The organism is Pseudomonas sp. 21LCFQ02, assembly GCF_024129895.2.
GTDB lineage: Bacteria > Pseudomonadota > Gammaproteobacteria > Pseudomonadales > Pseudomonadaceae > Aquipseudomonas.
The window spans coordinates 4731827-4748811 of the sequence record NZ_CM178749.1 but is presented as its reverse complement, the minus strand read 5'-3'; the positions used below and the strand labels follow the sequence as shown (position 1 = coordinate 4748811).

General features: G+C 60.8%; 18 protein-coding genes, 1 tRNA gene and 1 pseudogene. 16 read left to right on the top strand and 4 right to left on the bottom strand.

Annotation, left to right across the window (positions count from 1 at the left end; translation table 11 throughout):
* Window positions 1-185 precede the first annotated feature (185 nt).
* The 3 genes from NJC40_RS21465 (at window position 186) to NJC40_RS21455 (ending at window position 3738) form a co-directional block, all read left to right on the top strand.
* Entirely contained in the window at window positions 186-1745 is a 1560-nt protein-coding gene (locus NJC40_RS21465) for an alkaline phosphatase D family protein (RefSeq protein ID WP_253142265.1), read from the top strand.
* Window positions 1746-1954: 209 nt separating this feature from the next.
* Window positions 1955-2029: transfer RNA gene (locus NJC40_RS21460), tRNA-Gln, on the top strand.
* A 170-nt stretch (window positions 2030-2199) separates the two neighbouring features.
* Complete coding sequence (locus NJC40_RS21455) at window positions 2200-3738, top strand: sensor domain-containing diguanylate cyclase (protein WP_253142266.1); 1539 nt, start codon at window positions 2200-2202, stop codon at window positions 3736-3738.
* Window position 3739: 1 nt separating this feature from the next.
* On the opposite strand, the gene NJC40_RS21450 is transcribed toward NJC40_RS21455, so the two are convergent.
* On the bottom strand, window positions 3740-4237 hold the full coding sequence (locus NJC40_RS21450) for a signal peptidase II (protein ID WP_253142267.1): 498 nt from the start codon (window positions 4235-4237) through the stop codon (window positions 3740-3742).
* 175 nt (window positions 4238-4412) lie between these two features.
* Here NJC40_RS21450 and NJC40_RS21445 point away from each other — a divergent pair, with 175 nt between their 5' ends.
* The 7 genes from NJC40_RS21445 (at window position 4413) to NJC40_RS21415 (ending at window position 8885) form a co-directional block, all read left to right on the top strand.
* Complete coding sequence (locus tag NJC40_RS21445; protein WP_253142268.1) at window positions 4413-4775, top strand: hypothetical protein; 363 nt, start codon at window positions 4413-4415, stop codon at window positions 4773-4775.
* Between the two features lie 19 nt (window positions 4776-4794).
* Window positions 4795-5256, top strand: a complete 462-nt coding sequence (locus NJC40_RS21440) for a metallophosphoesterase family protein (protein ID WP_253142269.1) — start codon at window positions 4795-4797, stop codon at window positions 5254-5256.
* Window positions 5253-5675: a hypothetical protein gene (locus tag NJC40_RS21435; RefSeq protein WP_253142270.1), complete on the top strand. Its 423-nt coding sequence runs from the start codon at window positions 5253-5255 to the stop codon at window positions 5673-5675. Before NJC40_RS21440 ends, NJC40_RS21435 begins: the two co-directional genes overlap by 4 nt.
* 35 nt (window positions 5676-5710) lie before the next feature.
* Window positions 5711-6034, top strand: coding sequence for a YciI family protein (locus NJC40_RS21430; protein WP_253142271.1), 324 nt, complete (start codon window positions 5711-5713; stop codon window positions 6032-6034).
* A gap of 35 nt (window positions 6035-6069) precedes the next feature.
* The gene (locus NJC40_RS21425; protein ID WP_253142272.1) at window positions 6070-6552 is read left to right on the top strand and encodes an HIT family protein; all 483 of its coding nucleotides are present in this window, start codon (window positions 6070-6072) and stop codon (window positions 6550-6552) included.
* A 120-nt stretch (window positions 6553-6672) separates the two neighbouring features.
* Window positions 6673-7734, top strand: coding sequence for an RNA-guided endonuclease InsQ/TnpB family protein (locus NJC40_RS21420; RefSeq protein ID WP_253142273.1), 1062 nt, complete (start codon window positions 6673-6675; stop codon window positions 7732-7734).
* 92 nt (window positions 7735-7826) lie between these two features.
* On the top strand, window positions 7827-8885 hold the full coding sequence (locus tag NJC40_RS21415; RefSeq protein WP_253142274.1) for a YVTN family beta-propeller repeat protein: 1059 nt from the start codon (window positions 7827-7829) through the stop codon (window positions 8883-8885).
* A 374-nt stretch (window positions 8886-9259) separates the two neighbouring features.
* On the opposite strand, the gene NJC40_RS21410 is transcribed toward NJC40_RS21415, so the two are convergent.
* The gene (locus NJC40_RS21410) at window positions 9260-10138 is read right to left on the bottom strand and encodes an MBL fold metallo-hydrolase (protein ID WP_253142275.1); all 879 of its coding nucleotides are present in this window, start codon (window positions 10136-10138) and stop codon (window positions 9260-9262) included.
* A 122-nt stretch (window positions 10139-10260) separates the two neighbouring features.
* Here NJC40_RS21410 and NJC40_RS21405 point away from each other — a divergent pair, with 122 nt between their 5' ends.
* Window positions 10261-11175 carry a LysR family transcriptional regulator gene (locus NJC40_RS21405; protein ID WP_253142276.1) on the top strand — a complete coding sequence of 305 codons (915 nt, stop codon included), beginning with the start codon at window positions 10261-10263 and terminating at the stop codon, window positions 11173-11175.
* Between the two features lie 192 nt (window positions 11176-11367).
* Window positions 11368-12144, top strand: a complete 777-nt coding sequence (locus NJC40_RS21400; protein WP_253142277.1) for a WaaZ-like lipopolysaccharide core biosynthesis protein — start codon at window positions 11368-11370, stop codon at window positions 12142-12144.
* Between the two features lie 9 nt (window positions 12145-12153).
* Here the strand turns inward: NJC40_RS21400 and mapR are convergent, their stop codons facing one another.
* Window positions 12154-13563 carry a GntR family transcriptional regulator MpaR gene (gene mapR / locus NJC40_RS21395; RefSeq protein WP_253142278.1) on the bottom strand — a complete coding sequence of 470 codons (1410 nt, stop codon included), beginning with the start codon at window positions 13561-13563 and terminating at the stop codon, window positions 12154-12156.
* A 234-nt stretch (window positions 13564-13797) separates the two neighbouring features.
* Between mapR and NJC40_RS21390 the strand changes: the two genes are divergently transcribed.
* Genes NJC40_RS21390 through NJC40_RS21380 form a run of 3 tightly spaced genes read left to right on the top strand, consistent with a single transcriptional unit; the run spans window position 13798 to window position 15414 of the window.
* A complete protein-coding gene (locus NJC40_RS21390; RefSeq protein ID WP_253142279.1) occupies window positions 13798-14391 on the top strand; it encodes an amino acid synthesis family protein in 594 nt (197 codons plus the stop codon).
* Complete coding sequence (locus tag NJC40_RS21385; protein ID WP_492180595.1) at window positions 14327-14689, top strand: hypothetical protein; 363 nt, start codon at window positions 14327-14329, stop codon at window positions 14687-14689. Before NJC40_RS21390 ends, NJC40_RS21385 begins: the two co-directional genes overlap by 65 nt.
* Window positions 14690-14721: 32 nt before the next feature.
* Entirely contained in the window at window positions 14722-15414 is a 693-nt protein-coding gene (locus NJC40_RS21380; RefSeq protein ID WP_363321695.1) for an alpha/beta fold hydrolase, read from the top strand.
* Window positions 15415-15566: 152 nt separating this feature from the next.
* Here NJC40_RS21380 and NJC40_RS21375 read toward each other — a convergent pair.
* A pseudogene (locus tag NJC40_RS21375) lies at window positions 15567-15653 on the bottom strand (IS200/IS605 family transposase); the annotation flags it as partial.
* 14 nt (window positions 15654-15667) lie between these two features.
* On the opposite strand from NJC40_RS21375, the gene NJC40_RS21370 reads away from it, so the two are divergent.
* The gene (locus NJC40_RS21370) at window positions 15668-16891 is read left to right on the top strand and encodes an RNA-guided endonuclease InsQ/TnpB family protein (protein ID WP_492180409.1); all 1224 of its coding nucleotides are present in this window, start codon (window positions 15668-15670) and stop codon (window positions 16889-16891) included.
* The last annotated feature ends 94 nt before the right edge of the window (window positions 16892-16985 follow it).

Sequence of the window (16985 nt, the reverse complement as noted above, 5' to 3'; positions counted from 1 at the left end):
GGCCGGTAAAGTCACAGCATCTGCTGCGAACACGCCGCCGTCTTCGCTAGCAAGCTAGCTCCCACAAGGGCTGCGGCGCTTATCTGAGCAGTATTGCCTGTAGGCCAGAGCGCAACGAAACACTGTCACATCCCTGCCAAGCCTGGCTGTTAGCGTGAAGCCTCACATCTGCAAGAGGCTTCTCCATGACCCTGTTCGACCCCACACGCCGTCGCATCATTCAAGTGGCCGGTGCCGGTCTGCTCTTGCCGGGCCTGGCACCGGCAGTGATCGCTTCGAATCGGGACCGACCGAAGATCACCGATGGCGTGCAGTCCGGCGACATTTCCGGCGACCGTGCCGTGGTCTGGAGTCGTTGCGACCGGCCTGCGCGGCTGGTTGTGGAATGGGACACCCGCAGCATGTTCAGCAACCCGCGCCGGTTGGTCTCGGCGCTGGCCGATGCGCGCAGTGACTTCACCGCCAGGGTCGATCTGAGCGAATTGCCGGCCGATCAGGCGGTCTTCTATCGCGTGCAGTTCGAGGATGCACAGTCCGGTGTGCTGAGCGAGCCGGAGTTTGGCCACTTGCGCAGCACCCCGCAGCAACGGCGCAACCTGCGTTTTGTCTGGAGTGGCGACACGGTGGGGCAGGGGTTTGGTATCAACCCGGACATCGGCGGCATGCGTATCTATGAAGCGATGCGCCTGCGTCTGCCGGATTTCTTTATTCACAGCGGCGACACCATTTACGCCGACGGTCCGGTGCCGGCGCAACTGAGTACCGAAGGCGGGCAGATCTGGCGCAACATCACCACCGAGGCGAAAAGCAAGGTGGCCGAGACCCTCGACGAGTACCGCGGCAATTATCGTTACAACCTGATCGATGAAAACCTGCGCCGCTTCAATGCCCAGGTGCCGCAGATCTGGCAGTGGGACGATCATGAGGTGACCAACAACTGGTCACCGGGCAAGCAGCTCGATGACCGCTACAAGGTCAAGGACATCAAGCTGCTGGCGGCGCGCGGTCGTCAGGCGTTTCTCGAATACGCGCCGATGCGCCTGCAGCAGGCTGACAACGGCGGGCGGGTCTATCGCAAGATTGGCTATGGCCCGATGCTTGATGTGTTCGTGCTGGACATGCGCAGTTACCGTGATGCCAACGACGCCAACCTGAGCGAAAAGCCTGGCCCCGGCACGGCTTTTTTAGGGCGCGAGCAACTGGACTGGCTCAAGCGCGAACTCAAAGCCTCTAAAGCGCAGTGGAAGATCATTGCGGCCGACATGCCCATTGGGCTGGGTGTGCCGGACGGCGAAGTCAGCCCCGGTGTACCGCGCTGGGAAGCCATTGCCAACGGCCAGGACGGTGCACCGGCCGGGCGGGAGCTGGAAATCGCCGAACTGCTTGGCTTTCTCAAGGCCCAGCAGGTTCGCGATTGCGTATGGCTGACCGCCGACGTGCATTACTGCGCGGCTCACCATTACCAGCCTGAGCGCGCGGTGTTCCAGGATTTCGACCCGTTCTGGGAGTTTGTCGCCGGTCCCCTGAACGCTGGCAGCTTCGGCCCCAACCCGCTGGACAAGACCTTTGGCCCGGAACTGGTATTCCACAAGGCCCCGCCAGCGCAGAACACCTCGCCGTTTGCCGGCTTTCAGTTTTTCGGTGAGGTCAATATTGACGGGCAAAGCGCCGCGCTGACCGTAACCCTGAGGGATCTGGACGGGGTCGCGGTGTTCGAGAAGACCCTGGCGCCCGCTGTCAGTTGAAGGGCGATTGGCCTGGTCGCAGCGGCCAAATTCCTGTGAAAGCCTGTGCATACAGCTGGTTAAACAGTAACCAGCTGTTTTAAAAGTAATTTTTTTAAACAAAGGGCTTCACAGACGTAAATAATGTTGGTAAATTGCCGCTCATTCCAGCACAGCCCGCCAAACAGGCTTGCAGGAATCTTCAGCAGAGTGTTCGCACTCGTCGCTACAGGGGCGTCGCCAAGCGGTAAGGCAGCAGGTTTTGATCCTGCCATGCGTTGGTTCGAATCCAGCCGCCCCTGCCATTTTCTCTCAGGCTCAGCCGGGCCGAATCTCTAAATAATCGCTCTTGAAGTCGTCAGCACAGCAGCCGCCAACAGGCACGTATGCATGTGCAGATTTTTCTTCGTTCAGATGCCGCAGGGTATGAAACCTGCAGTGCGTAGCGTAACTGCCAGAACGTTGACGACGATTTATGAACCCAACTGCCTTCCTGTCTGGACGCCTGACGCCCAAAGCGCTGTCGATGTGGATCGTGGTCTTCATCTGCCTGGTCTGTGTCTCGCTGCTATTGGCCACGCTCTGGCAGGTCAAACAGTCGGCGGATGAGCGTCTGGCCAATGCCCGCAGTGCGGTGTTCAACATCGTCCGGGCGGCCGAGCAACACGCGACCGACACCGTGCGCCAGGCTGACAGCACTCTGAAGAACATTGCTGAACGCATCGAGGTCGATGGCTGGGGGGCGCCGCAGCGGCTGCGTCTTTCGCAACTGATGGCCCGCAACGTGGTGGACGTGGAGGGCGTGCAGGGGCTGTTCATCTATGACGAACACGGCAACTGGATCGCCAACTCGTTCACCCAGACCCAGAGCAGCCGCAACAACAGCGACCGCGACTACTTCATCTGGCACCGGGACAACCCCAGTGCGGCGGTCCATATCGGCTCGATTGTGGCGAGCCGCACGACAGGCGATCTGATCGTACCGATCAGCCGACGCCTCAATCATGACGATGGCAGCTTTGCCGGCGTGGTTCTGGCCACTGTACCGGTGGCGTATTTCCAGAGCTTCTTTGAACGCCTGGACGTTGATGGCAAGGGCGTGATTTTCCTGGCCCTGGCAAATGGCGACCTGCTGGCACGTCGCCCGACGCTGGAAAAGATCATCAGTACCAATATCGCCAAGGGCGAGATCTTCAGCAGGTACTTGCCGCTGGCTGATCATGGCAGCGCCGTGGTTACTTCCGTGGTTGACGGGGTCGAGCGGCTGTATGCCTATCAGCGTATTCCCGGCTTGCCGCTGGTAACGGCTGCGGGCCTGTCGCTCGATGCGGTATACGCCCAGTGGTGGAACTATGTGTGGCGTTCCTTCGCCCTGACCGGTTTGATGGTGACGGTAGTGGCTTTGCTCGGCTACCTGATCTGGCAACAGATTCAGCGGCTGTTGCGTGCCGAGCACAGCCTCAGTGCTGCGCACCGTGAACTGGAACAGATTGCCCGCACCGACGGCCTGACCAGCATTGCCAACCGCCGCTCGTTCGACCTGGCGCTGGAGCGCGAGTGGGCTCATGCCAGGATCAACCGGCTGCCGCTGGGTGTCATCCTGCTGGATATCGACTGGTTCAAGCAGTACAACGATCGCTACGGCCATCTGCAAGGCGATGAGTGCCTGAAACGGGTCGCCCGCCTGCTGCGTGACAACCTTGAACGCCCCGATCATATGGCGGCGCGTTACGGCGGTGAAGAGTTTGTGATCCTGCTGCCCGGCAGCGCACTGGCCGATGCCGCTGCTGTCGCCGAGCGGGTTCGCGCAGCGATTGCTGCCGATTGCCTGGAACACGCTGCCAGCCCGCTCGGTCATGTCTCGATCAGTGCCGGTGTGGTCAGCAGCGACAGTCTTCAGGCCAGCAACGCTGCCCAGTTGCTGGCCAGCGCCGATCAATTGCTGTACCAGGCCAAGCAGCAGGGCAGAAACCGGGTCTGCCAGGCTGGGCCCAGGGTGTACGGGGTTTCCTGACTCAGGCCGTGCGGGGTTTGCCGAAACCTTCAAATAGCAGATACAGCGCACCGGCCATGATCGCCATGTCGGCGATATTGAACACGCCGGTATGCAGGCTGCCAACGTTCAGCACCAGGTAATCCACCACATGGCCGTCGCGCCAGGCGCGGTCGAACAGGTTCGAAGCACCGCCCAGAGCAATCAGGTACACCGCTGCGGCTTTGGCAGGTGAAGCCTGCCAGCGTGACAACGCCCACCAGAGCGCACAGGCCACCACCACACCCACGCCGACGATGAAAATGCCTTGTTTGACCATCGGCGGCAGACTGGCGCCCAGGCTCAGAAAGGCGCCGGGGTTAAGGCTCAGGGCGACGTCCAGCCAGAGGCTGTCGGAGCCGTAGCGAAAGTTCTCGTAGGGCAGGCGGGCGAGGGCGACAAGTTTGACCCACTGGTCGAACAGCACGAACAGGACACCGGCAACGATGGCGAATGCCGGTTTTTTCAGAATGGATGACATAGAGAGCGACGCTGCCTGTCAGCAATGGAAGGAGGTGTGAAGATAGCCTGTTTCTGTAGCCTGGTCATGAAATGCCGAAGCGCTCAAGCGCCATTCGCTGAAGCCTATACAGCGTGGCCTTTGTCATGGAGGCTTCGTTATACCCCGCAGGACGCGCTTTTTACTGACCCTTCTGGTGCCGGTGGCACTGTTTGCCGTTGGGACCCGGCTCGACTGGTCGTACCCTTGGAGAATGTACACCGGCTACCAGCAGTTTTCGAACAGCCTGCCCGACCGTGCAACAGTCGAGCGGCTCAACCTGCGCCTCAAGGCCGAGTTTGGTGGCGATGTTGAGGCTGACTACCGCATCAGCGTGAACGACGAAGGCAAGGTCACCCGTGTGATTGGCCTGAACTGGGTGTGTCGCACCGGTGTTGAAGGGCAGGCTTTCATAAATGCCACCATGCGCCAACTTGACCAGCTGGGCTTTGAATGGCCTGATGAGACCCATATACAATTCAAGTGTGCCCTGGCCAAACGTGAGGTCTGGCGCGGTTGATCCTGATGATGGAGAACCCATGAAAATCGGCGTCATTTCCGATACCCACGGCCTGCTGCGTCCCGAGGCCGTGGCGGCCTTGCAGGGCTGTGAGCGGATCATCCACGCCGGGGATATCGGCAAGCCCGAAGTGCTGGAACACTTGGCGCGTATCGCACCCTTGCATGTGGTGCGCGGCAATAACGACCTGGAGTTTGCCTGGGCGCAGAACCTGCCGGATCAATCACTGTTCGATCTGGGGCCGTGGCAGGTGTTGCTGGTTCACGATGTCGCTGATGTGCCTGCGCCGCTTGATCCGGCGATAAAACTGGTCATCACCGGCCACTCGCACAAACCCTTGATTGACTGGCGCGGCGAGCGGCTATTCCTTAACCCCGGCAGTGCCGGGCCGCGACGCTTCAAATTGCCGGTGACCGTGGCGCTGCTGGAGGTGTTGGATTCGGGTATCGAGGCGCGGCTGGTGGCGTTGCTGGCTTCATGAGGCAACGCTCGGTTTTCACCGTGCTGATGCTGCGAGTCGTGGCCATTGTGGTCATGCTGCCGGTGACGCTGTTGGCCGGGGTCTATGGCCTGCTGGCACTGGGTCTGCTGGTGTCCTTTGTCGTTGAAGAGGCTGTGCTGTCTATCGAGGACATGCTCCGCCGCGTGGGGCTGGCGGTTTTGCTCGGTGGCGGCTGGTTCGGCATCGTAACGGGCTGGCGGCTTTACTATCATTTTTTAAAATCATTCGGGTATCCGCGGTGGTCCAAATGGGCCTGGGCCGGTTTGCTCAGCGGTACGCTGTGCAGTGTGATCTTGTTGGTCATCACCGGGCAGTTGTTCATGCTCTGGCCGCTGCTGGGGGCCGCCTGGTTGGCTGGCTTGCTGCTCAACGCTGGCCGTAACAGGCGCAGTGCCTGAGCGGGCGAATCAGCCGCAACGAAATGGAGGACGGTATGCCGTACTTGATCATCGCTTATGACCATCCGGGCAAGGACCAGGCACGTGAGCAGGTGCGTGACGCGCACCGCCAGTACTTGGCGACCTATGGCCGCAAGTTGCTGTCATCCGGCGCGCTGCTGGATGAGACTGGCACCCGGATCATAGGCGGTGCTTCGTTGATCGACACCGAAGATCGGCAAGAGGCTGAACGCTTCGAGGCAGAAGATCCTTACGCCAAAGCGGGCATTCGCGCCGAGGTGCAAATCATACCCTGGCGGTTGCGCTGGTGGCTGGGGCAGTTCGATGCGGCTGGGCATCATCCCTCTAACAACTGCTGATATCCTGCCAACCCCATAGCTCCTTCTGGTCCGCGATGCACATTCCTGAACACCTGATCATTTTTGAAACCGGGCACTGGGTTCTCAACCATCACATGGCTTCTGCGCTGCCAGGCTATCTGATGCTCGGTGCCAAAACTGCAGGTGCCTTGGGCGATTTGCCTGAGATCGCCCAGGCTGAACTGGGTGTGCTGCTCGCCAAGGTTCAGCGAATCATGCAGAGCGAGTTGCAACCTGAGCAGTTGTATATCAGCCGTTACGGTCATGAGGCGGGCTGGCCTATTCATTTTCATTGCATCCCTGTCTATGCCTGGGTCGAAGAACTGTTCTGGAAGGATGAGCGCTACCGGGCGCTCAGAGCGTTCGATTACCCTCCCGCTGCCAGCCCGACGACCGACGGTGCCGAACTGACCCTGTTCATCTGGCGCGAGTTTGGGGAGAACCCGACCAAACCACCGGTTGTCGGGCCAGGGCGTGAGCAGGTCGTTGCCATACTTCGTCGTGCTTTCGAAGAATGAGGGCTTACCAAGCTGGCGCGAAAAGCCCCTTCCTTCAGGTGGGGGATGAAAGCGCCACCGCGAAGCGGTCATAGGGGTTAACATCCATAAAACCGCCCCATCCTGTGTTTCATGACTGAAATGAAAGCGACCAGAACCCTCAAGATTCGAGTGCGAGACAAGCATGCAGCGCAGCTGCGTGAAGCGTCTCGCGCTGTGAATTTTGTGTGGAACTACGTAAACGAGTTGAGCAGTCGCACGATTCGTGAGCGTGGTCGTTTTCTGTCGGCGTTCGACATTCACAAGTACATCAACGGGGCCGGCAAAGACCTGGGACTGCACAGCCAATCGGTGCAGGCTGTTGCCGACGAATATGTCACACGGCGCAAGCAGTTCAAAAAGCGCCAGCTCCGCTGGCGCTGCTCGGGCGGCGCTCGGCGCAGCCTGGGCTGGGTGCCCCTCAAGGCCGGCGCTGCTGTCTGGAAAAACGGCCTGGTCGTCTTCAACAAACAGCACTTCAAGGTCTGGGACAGCTACGGCCTGGCGGGTTTTAAATTCAGATCCGGTAGCTTCAACGAAGACACCCGTGGACGCTGGTATTTCAACGTCGTGGTCGAGGTCGACCGCCAGCTGTCGCCGGGCCAGGATGCCGTGGGTATCGACCTTGGGTTGAAAACCACGGCCACTTGCAGCGACGGTGACAGGCTCGAAAGCGGACGCTTCTACCGAGACCTTGAAAAGTCGCTGGGCACGGCCCAGCGCGCCGGCAAGAAGGCCCGTGTGCGGGCGATTCACGCCAAAATTGCGAACCGCCGCAAGGATGCCCTGCACAAGTTCAGCAACGCGCTGGTCGCGCGTTGTGGCGTCATTGTGGTGGGCGATGTGAACTCACTGAAACTCGCGAAAACCAGGATGGCCAAGTCGGTGCTGGACGCCGGCTGGGGTCAATTGAAAACCATGCTGGAATACAAATGCGATCACGCAGGCACGGTTTTCAAGGTTGTCAGCGAGAGAAACACCACCCAAACCTGTTCGAGCTGCAAGCAATTGCCGGACTCGAGGCCGAGAGGTATCGCAGGGCTTGGAATAAGGGAATGGACTTGTTGTGGGTGTGGTGCCACCCACGACCGCGACGTCAACGCCGCCAAGAACATTCTCGCGCTCGGGCATGAGCGTCCAATTGTGGGAATCCCCGCCCTTTAGGGCGGGGAGGATGTCAACCTCTGCAACATCCGCAAACGCTCTAGTCGCGAACTCACAGTGCAGGCAGCGAGTCGAAATCCGGCTTTTCAATCATGGAATTTCACCGCTGCAAGGAGACTGTCGATGTTGCATTCAATCCCCCCTTCCTGCGCCGTGCCTGCCTGGCCGGCCTGTTGCTGGGTGCGCCACTGGCCCAGGCTGCCGAGGTGCTGTTGGTCGGCAACAAGGACGGCGCCAGCGTCTCGGCGCTGAGCATGGCCGATGGCAAGGAACTGTTGCGTCTGCCGGTGGGCACCGGTCCTCATGAGGTCATCGTGTCGCGTGACAATAAACTGGCTGTGGTTGGCAATTACGGTGCGCCGGGCAAGCCCAACAACAGCCTGACGGTGATCGACTGGCCGACGCGCAAGGTGCTGCGCACTGTGGACCTGGGCGAAGACACCTTTCCTCACGGCATCCGCTTTCTGCCGGATAACCAGCGCATTGCAGTCACCACCGAGGGCAGCGAGCGCCTGCTGCTGGTGGACCTGAAACAGGGCAAGGTGGTGCAGCGCATCGCCATTGGCGGTGGCAAGCCGCACATGGTCGAGCTGTCGCCGGATGAGACCCGTGCTTATGTGACCCACGTTGACGGCGGCCGCCTGTCGGTGGTGGATCTTGAGCAGTACCAGAAGATCGCCGAGGTCGAGACCGGCAAAGGCAGTGAAGGTATTGCGATCAGCAAGGATGGCCGCGAAGTGCTGGTCAGCAACCGCGAAGCCGATGAAGTGGTGTTTGTTGATACGCAGAGTCTGAAGGTCACCGAGCGGATCAAGACCGGCCAGTTTCCGATCCGTATCGTCATGACCCCGGATGGCAAACACGCGCTGGTCACCAATGCGCGTTCGGCTGAACTGTCGGTTATCGATGTCGCGCAGAAAAAGGAGATCAAGCGCATCGCCCTGGCCCAGGAGGGCGTGAGCTACCGCAAGACCATGCTCGGTGAAGCGGCATTGCCGATCGGTGCGATTGTTGCTCCCGATGGCAAACGCGCCTTTGTGGCGGTCAGTGGCGGTGACCATGTGGCGGTGATCGACACCGCTACATGGACTATTCAGCAGCGCTGGAAGGCCGGGCCGGAGCCCGATGCGCTGGCCATCATCCGCGATTGACACGAGGGGCGGCTTGGCCGGGCAATGGACTGGATTCGCCAGCTGAGCTGCCTCCCACCGAATGCGCGTCTAGCTGCAATACTGTTCAGACAAGCACCACAGATCTCTGGGGGAGCGACCTTGGTCTGGGCGGCACTCCGACGAAAGGGCCAGGAAAGTCACAGCATCTGCTGCGAATGTGCCGCCGCCTTCGCTGTGGTCCGGCACCCCGGCAAGCTAGCTCCCACAGGTTTAATAGAACAGTATTGCGTCTAGCTGCGAATCAAGCTCTGCCAGCGTCGCGCCGGTGCCCGGCAAGGGGGGCGGGATTGCCATCGATATACAGCCGCGTCGGTTAAGCGCCAACGCTTGGCTGGCGCGTGATGCGCGCTCCCTTACCACTTCATTTCGCCGGTAGCGACCTTGGCGCCGATATCCAGCGCGATGCCCAGCCCGGCATCGGGATAAGCGGTTTGCATGGCCTTGATCAGCGTGGCGCTGTCTTTGGCTTTCTTAAGCTCAGTGTCCCAGCGTTGCAGGTACTGCTGGGTGTAGGTCACTTGCGAAACGTCCTGCGTGGCGCCCGGTGCGGCGTGCCCTGGCACCACGATGGCCGGTTTCAGGGCGGCGATGTCCGCAAGCTTGGCCGACCAGGCCGCGCGGTCTTCAGCGCTGGCAGCGTCGGCGGTCCAGGCATGCAGCCCGGCGTACACATTGACCCCGCCGACCACGGCTTTGATCGAGGGAATCCACACATAGCTGCGATGCGGCAGGCGGCCGTCGGCGCCACGGATTTCCAGGGTATGGCCTTCCAGCGTCAGCGCGTTGGCTTCAAGCACGGCAGGCAGGCTGACATGTGCGGGGGCATTGGCGCCCATTTTCGCGGGCCAGAAGCTCAGCTTGGTCGGCAGGGTCGCCTCAATCTTTTTGATCGTTGGCGCAGTGGCAACTACTTGGGCATCCGGAAAGTAGCCTTTGAGGATATCAATGCCGAAGTAGTAGTCCGGGTCAGGCTGGCTGATGTAGATGGTCTTCAGGGTCTTGCCGCTGTCGAGCACCATGGCCGAGATGCGCAGCGCGTCAGCGCGGGTGAAACCGGTGTCGACCAGCAGCGCGTCAGTCTTGCCGGTGACCAGCACGGCGTTGACGTTAAAGCTGTTGGCATCGGCATGGTAGACCTTGAGGTCCAGCGGGTCGGCTTGAGCGACCGCGGCGGCCGACAGCGAGAGTGCGGCGACGGCAGCCAGACGGGTGAAAAGGCGCGGGATCGTCATCAAAAGGTGTTCTCCAGATTGGATTGCAGCGGCTGCTGCGGGTGGAGAGCACTGTATTGATTCAATAGGCGCAGATAAACTTCGCTTCAGGCAATGGTTTGTCAACCAGATCGAGCATATCAATGGATCGTCTTACCGCCATGCGGGTGTTTGTAGAGATTGTCGAACGGGGCAGTATGAGCGCTGCCGCCGAGGCTTTGGACATGTCCAGGGCCATGACCAGCCGCTACCTTGAAGGGCTGGAAGCCTGGCTGGGCGTGCGCCTGCTGCACCGCACCACACGCAGGCTGGCGCTGACCGATGCCGGTGAGCAGGCGCTCAAGAGCTGCCGGGAAATGGTCAGCCTGGCCGGCGACATTGTTTCGCAAGCCAGTCAGGCCGGCGAGGTGCAGGGGCGGCTGCGGCTGAGCTCGGCGCCGTCGTTCGCGCAGGCGCAATTGACCGCAGCGGTGGTGGAGTTTCAGGCCCTGCACCCCAAGGTCGAGATTGACCTGGTGATGGTCGACCGGACGGTCGATCTGGTCCAGGACCGCATCGATCTGGCCATTCGCCTCAGCCAGCGCATCGATGAGGAACTGGTTGCACGGCGTCTGGCGGTCTGCCGCTCGGTCCTGTGCGCGTCGCCGGCTTATCTGGCCAGGGTCGGTACGCCTGTAAGCCCCGAGGATCTGGCTGCGCACAAAAGCATTCTGCACAGCCATGGCTTTGCGACCAGTTACAACCTGCGCAAGGGCGAGCAACTGACAGTCGTACAAGCGCGAGGCAGCCTGACGGCGAACGAAACCTCCATCGTGTTGGCCGCCGCACTGGCGGGTGCGGGGATTGCGATGCTGCCGACCTATTACGTGGGCGAGGCGCTGGCCTGCGGCACACTGCAGGTGGTGTTGCCCGACTATGCACTCGATACCATGAATATCCACGCCGTCTACCTGTCGCGGCGCCACCAGCCGTTACCGCTGCGCTTGCTTATCGAGTTTCTGGCCGAGCGATTTGGCGGCGATGTTGCTCCTTGGGACCGGGTAGCGCTTCATTCGTAGGAGCTGCTTTAGCAGCGAAGCTTTTCGCGGCTAAAGCCGCTCCTGTGAGGTCGGTCGCGCAGGTAGATCAGCGAATGTGTCAGCTGTGTAGCAGAGCACTACCAAGCGGCGATTGCCCGGAAAAGAATGGCGTTTATACCTGTCGGCCAGATTTGAAGCGTCGGGTATCCGGCCAGACCAGGGAGCAGCATCGTGCCATTGGCCAGCAACCACCCGCTTGTACGGCGTAGCACAGGCAGCGGCGAGCATAACGCCGTATTTATCGTCGCCTCCGGGCCTTCGGCGCGGGATTTTCCCATTGAGCGTTTTGCCAAGGTGCCGATGATTACCATGAACGGCGCGATCTCGATGTTCACTCGCACCGCTATCCGGCCGTTCTGTTACGCCTGCACCGACAAGGATTTTCCACGCCAGCAACCGCAGTTGTTCAACGAGGCCGTTCAGCGTAGCCAGCGTCTGGCTGTATGGGACGAACTGCTGGACGACCTGCCTGCGCTGTCGGCAGATAAAGTCCTGCCTTTGAAGAAGGCCGGGCCGCCGTCGCTGTTGCGCACGTTGCTGCGCCGCGAGCGCAACCTGGTGCGCAGCGGTGCCTTCTGGAGCCGTCGTGCCCGCTCGCTGGGGTTCAGCAAGGACCTGTCGCAAGGCTTTTTTGATGCGCGCACGGTGGCGTATCTGGCCCTGCAAATCGCCTATCACTCGGGGTTTCGCAAGGTCTTTCTGGTGGGCGTGGATCTGGATCAGTCGGTCGGGCGCTTTTACGAGGCCAGCCCGAACGATCCGGCCAATTCACCCTGCGGCCTGGACCAGCATTTTCAGCGGCGAATTTTGCCGTCGTTGCAGATCATGGCTGACAAGGTGGTGGGCGAGGACTTTGCGGTGTACAACCTGTCGCCACGCTCGCGAATCCCCGAGCGGGTGATTCCCAAGGTCAGCCTGGCGCAGGTCGAAGGCATGCTCAACGCATAAAAAATCAGCTCAGAACGCCTGCAGAATGCGCCCCAGTACCCCCATCGCCGCTTCGCGCTGCGGGGTCCACGGGTAGCCATGGTTGAGCCGCGCACAATGGCTGAAGCCGCGCTGCGCCGAGAACATTGGCCCTGGCGCGATGCTGATGCCCTGCGCCAGCGCCATTTGGTAAAGCTTCAGCGAGTCGACCCGTTCGGGAAACTCAAACCACAGAAAGTATCCGCCGGCTGGCCGGGTGACCCGGGTTTGTTCCGGAAAGTGCCGGGCCGCCGAGGCGAGCATCGCACCTTGTTGCATCTCCAGGGTATGGCGCAATTTGCGCAGGTGCCGGTCGAAACCGCCGTGTTGCAGGTAATCGGCAATGGCCGCTTGCGCGGGCACCGAGGGCGAAATGCTGGTCATCAGTTTCAGGCGGCTGATTTTTTGCGCATAGCGTCCGCCCGCCACCCAGCCGACCCGGTAACCCGGTGCCAGGCATTTGGAAAACGAGCCGCAGTGCATCACCAGGCCTTCGGTATCCAGGCTCTTGACCGGGCGTGGCGCACGGCTGCCGTAATAAAGCTCGGCATAGACATCGTCTTCGATCAATGGCACCTGATGGGTCTTGAGCAACTCGTACAGCGCCTGTTTGTTGGCATCGGGCATGCTCGCGCCCAGCGGGTTCTGCAGGCTGCTCATGAACCAGCAGGCCTTGATCGGCAATTGTCCGAGGCGGTCGGCCAGTTGCTCAAGGTCCACGCCGTCACGCGGGTGCACCGGAATTTCCACGGCCTTGAGCTTGAGGCGTTCGAGCATCTGCAAACAGGCATAAAACGCCGGAGCCTCGATAGCCACCAGGTCGCCCGGCTGGGTCACGGTTTGCAGGCACAGGCTCAGGGCTTCCATCGCGCCATTGGTGATGACCAGTTCTTCGCGTTCCGGGTGCACGCCGCTGTTGAGGTAGCGCAGCGCGATCTGGCGCCGCAGTTCCTGGTTGCCGCTGGTCATGTCGGCGATCACCGCATGGGGCAGCAGCCCGCGCACGCTGTGGGCCATGGAGCGGGCCAGGCGCGGCAGGGGGAACAGGTCCGGGCTGGGAAACGCCGAACCAAACGGCACGGTTTGCGGGTCCTGCAAGCTGCCCAGCACCGAAAACACCAGCTCGCTGACATCCACCTCGGTGCCCAGTGAAGGGCTCAGATGAATGGCCGGTTCGCTCAGCGAGCGGCTGGCATGTTCACGCACGTAATAGCCCGAACGCTCCCGCGCCTGGATCAGCCCGCGGTCTTCAAGCCGGTAATAGGCCTGGAACACGGTTGAGGGGCTGACCGCAAAGCGCTGGCTGGCGACCCGCACCGATGGCAGCTTCTCACCGCCCTTGAGGGTCCGGTTGCGGATCATCTGGGCGATGTCTTCGGCAAGTTGTTCGTAGCGCTTCATGGGCAGGTCGTGTCATGCGGATCGAGGCGTCAGCATGCCTGCGGGAAAAAAACGACACCAGATGCATTTTCGATATTTATTTACGGATCAGATGACTTGTTTGGCATGAAGCTGAATCGGAGGCATTGAAGACGCTGCTCTGCAAAAAACGCCCGGATCTGAGCCTGTTATCCGTGCCTATGGATTACAGAACATTGGTATACCGTAATACGGTGTTCATAAATCGGAGGCTCCATGGCATTTCAGATCCGCAAACTCGTCACGTATAAAGAACAGATCTTCATCGAAGGTGGCAAAGCAGTGCAGACGCCACTGAACATGGTCGCGGTGGCGGCAATCATCACTAACCCCTGGCACGGTCGCGGCTTTGTCGAGGACTTCAAACCGCAGATTCGTGAGCATTGTTCGGACCTTGGGCAACTGATCGTTGCGCAACTGGCCCAGGCCATCGGTGGTGCTGCGCGCATTGAGGCTTATGGCAAGGCCGCAGTGGTTGGGGAGGCGGGCGAAATCGAGCATGCCTCGGCGGTGATCCACACCTTGCGCTTCGGCAATCACTTTCGTGAGGCGGTGGACGCCAAGAGTTACCTGGTGTTCACCAACAAGCGCGGCGGGGCGGGCACCTCCATTCAGGTGCCGATGATGCACAAGGACGATGAGGGCTTGCGCTCCCACTATCTGACCCTGGAGTTGCGCATCGACGACGCGCCACGCGCCGACGAAATCGTGGTGGTGCTGGGCGCCGCCGATGGTGGCCGGCCCCATGCGCGAATCGGCAACCGTTATATCGACCAACAGGAGCTGGCCGCAGAACAGTCGGCCGTCTGATCCGGTTTTTATTCAGGTTTCTGAATCTGTAACCGGATCAGTGCCTGCTGCATCATGGCCCCATGATCTTTTAGGGCTATGGGAGCAATCTGATGGGCAAGATGGCGTTTTTCATGCTTGGGTTCTTGGCGGTGACCATTTTGATCGGCTTGTTGGCGACCATCCCGCCGCCGCTGTAAGCCGCGTCAATTCAATTGCGCAAAAGGCTCTTGAGCAATCAAGGGTCTTTTCTGCGTGCCTGCTCAAAGGCGCTGAAAAGGGCAGGCCAGACGGTTGCTCTGTTGCACAGGCGGTTTAAACTGTGGCCCTTCGCCCAACTGGACTGCTCCTTTGATTCTCCCTCTCGTCATGCTCCCCGGCCTGCTCAACGATGCCCGCCTGTGGGCGCAGCAGCAGGCGCTGATCGCTCGCGACCGCCATGTGCAGATCCCCGACCTGACCCAGGACACTTCGATTGCGGCGATGGCCGCACGGGTGCTGCAAGCGGCGCCACCGCAATTCGCCCTGGCGGCGTTGTCCATGGGCGGTTATGTGGCTATGGAAATCATCCGTCAGGCGCCGCAGCGCGTGGCGCGTCTGGCGCTGTTCGACACCATGGCACGCCCCGACAGCGCCGACCGGGCCAGGGTGCGTCGCGGCTTGCTGGAGCTGGCGCAGATGGGCACCTTCAAGGGCGTCACGCCGCAGTTGCTGCCCAAACTGATCCACCGCAACAGTCTGGGTACAGCTGCCGCGCAACAGGTCAGGGACATGGCGCAACAGGTTGGCCGCGACGGCTTCATTCGCCAGCAGCAGGCGATCATCGAGCGTGCCGACTATTCAGGGTTACTGGCGCACATTAAGGTGCCGACCCTGGTGGTCGTGGGCGAGGACGACCAGATCACTCCGCCGGCTGAGGCACAGTTCATCCATGAACAAATCGCCGGCTCACGGTTGGTGACACTTGCCGAGTGTGGGCATCTACCGCCGCTGGAACATCCTGAGCGCACCACGCAGTTGCTGCAGGAGTGGCTGGCTGATTGACCATCGGGGCGCGACAAGCCCCGCCGTTCAGGGCGGGGAAGGATAGCGCGGACGGCGTAGCCGTCCCTGGTTGCCGTGAGGGGCTGCTGCTGTTCGATGGATGCACCGCCGCAGGATGATGCGAAGTAACATGGCGACACAGATGCCCTTCTACGGCGGTATTTCGTTACAAAGACCCCATGGGCATGCAGCTTGAAAACACCGTGCCGTCCGCGCCTAATGTCGTCTTGATCGCTCATGGTTCAAGAGCAGCATGCAACGACTTCAAGCCTTCAAGTACGAACTCATGCCAGATGGCCGGCAGGAGTGGCAAATGCGCCGCTTTGCGGGCTCCTGTCGCTTCGTCTTCAACAAGGCGCTGGCGTTGCAGAAAGAACGCCACGAGCAAGGCGAGAACAAGCTCGGCTATGCGGGCCTGTGCAAGTTGCTGACCGGGTGGCGCAATAGCCCGCAAACCGCATGGCTGGCCGATGCGCCTGTTCACCCGTTGCAACAGAGCCTCAAGGATCTGGAACGGGCCTACACCAATTTCTTCACCAAGCGAGCCGACTTTCCCCGGTTCAAGAAGAAGGGGCAGAACAACAGCTTGCGCTATCCCGACCCGAAACAGATCAAGCTCGACCAGACCAACAGCCGCCTGTTCTTGCCCAAGCTGGGCTGGCTGCGCTACCGCAACAGCCGCGAGACGCTGGGTACTGTGAAGAACATCACCGTGAGCCAGTCGTGTGGCAAGTGGTTCGTGAGTATCCAGACCGAACGCCAGATCGATGAGCAGCCCACGGCACAGGGTGCGGCAGTCGGCATCGACATGGGCATTGCCCGGTTCGCCACGCTTTCGGATGGCTCGTTCTACGCACCCCTGAACAGCTTCAAACGCCATGAAACCGCGCTGTGCAAAGCGCAGCAGGCGATGAGCCGCAAGGTCAGATTCAGCCGCAACTGGAAGAAGGCGAAAGCCCGCGTCCAGCGCATTCACTCGCGCATCGGCAATGCCCGCCGCGACTACCTGCACAAGTGCTCCACCACGATCAGCCAAAACCACGCGATGGTGTGTATCGAGGACTTGCAGGTACGCAATATGTCCAGGTCGGCGGTAGGCACGGCCGAGGCACCGGGAAGAAACGTCCGTGCCAAATCTGGCCTGAACAGGGCCATCCTCGATCAGGGCTGGTTCGAGTTCCGCCGCCAACTGGACTACAAGCTGGCGTGGCGCGGCGGCTGGCTGATTGCCGTGCCGCCGCAGAATACCAGCCGCATGTGCCCGTGTTGCGGCCATGTGTCGGCGGCCAACCGCCAGACGCAAGCCCTGTTCCGGTGTGTGGGATGTGGTTTTGAAGGCAACGCCGATGTGGTTGGCGCGATTAATGTACTAAGGGCGGGACACGCCCGGTTAGCCTGTGAAGTGAGCGCAGAGGTCATGGCGCCAGCAGCAGGAACCCACCGAAGCGACTCGGGGGCGGCTCGATGCCGCGCCTGAGCGCCGTAGGAAGCTCCGGCCTTCAGGCCGGGGAGGATGTCAACGCTTAATGGGCCGGATCGAGTTCGATACACGCTACTCGAACAGTTCGATC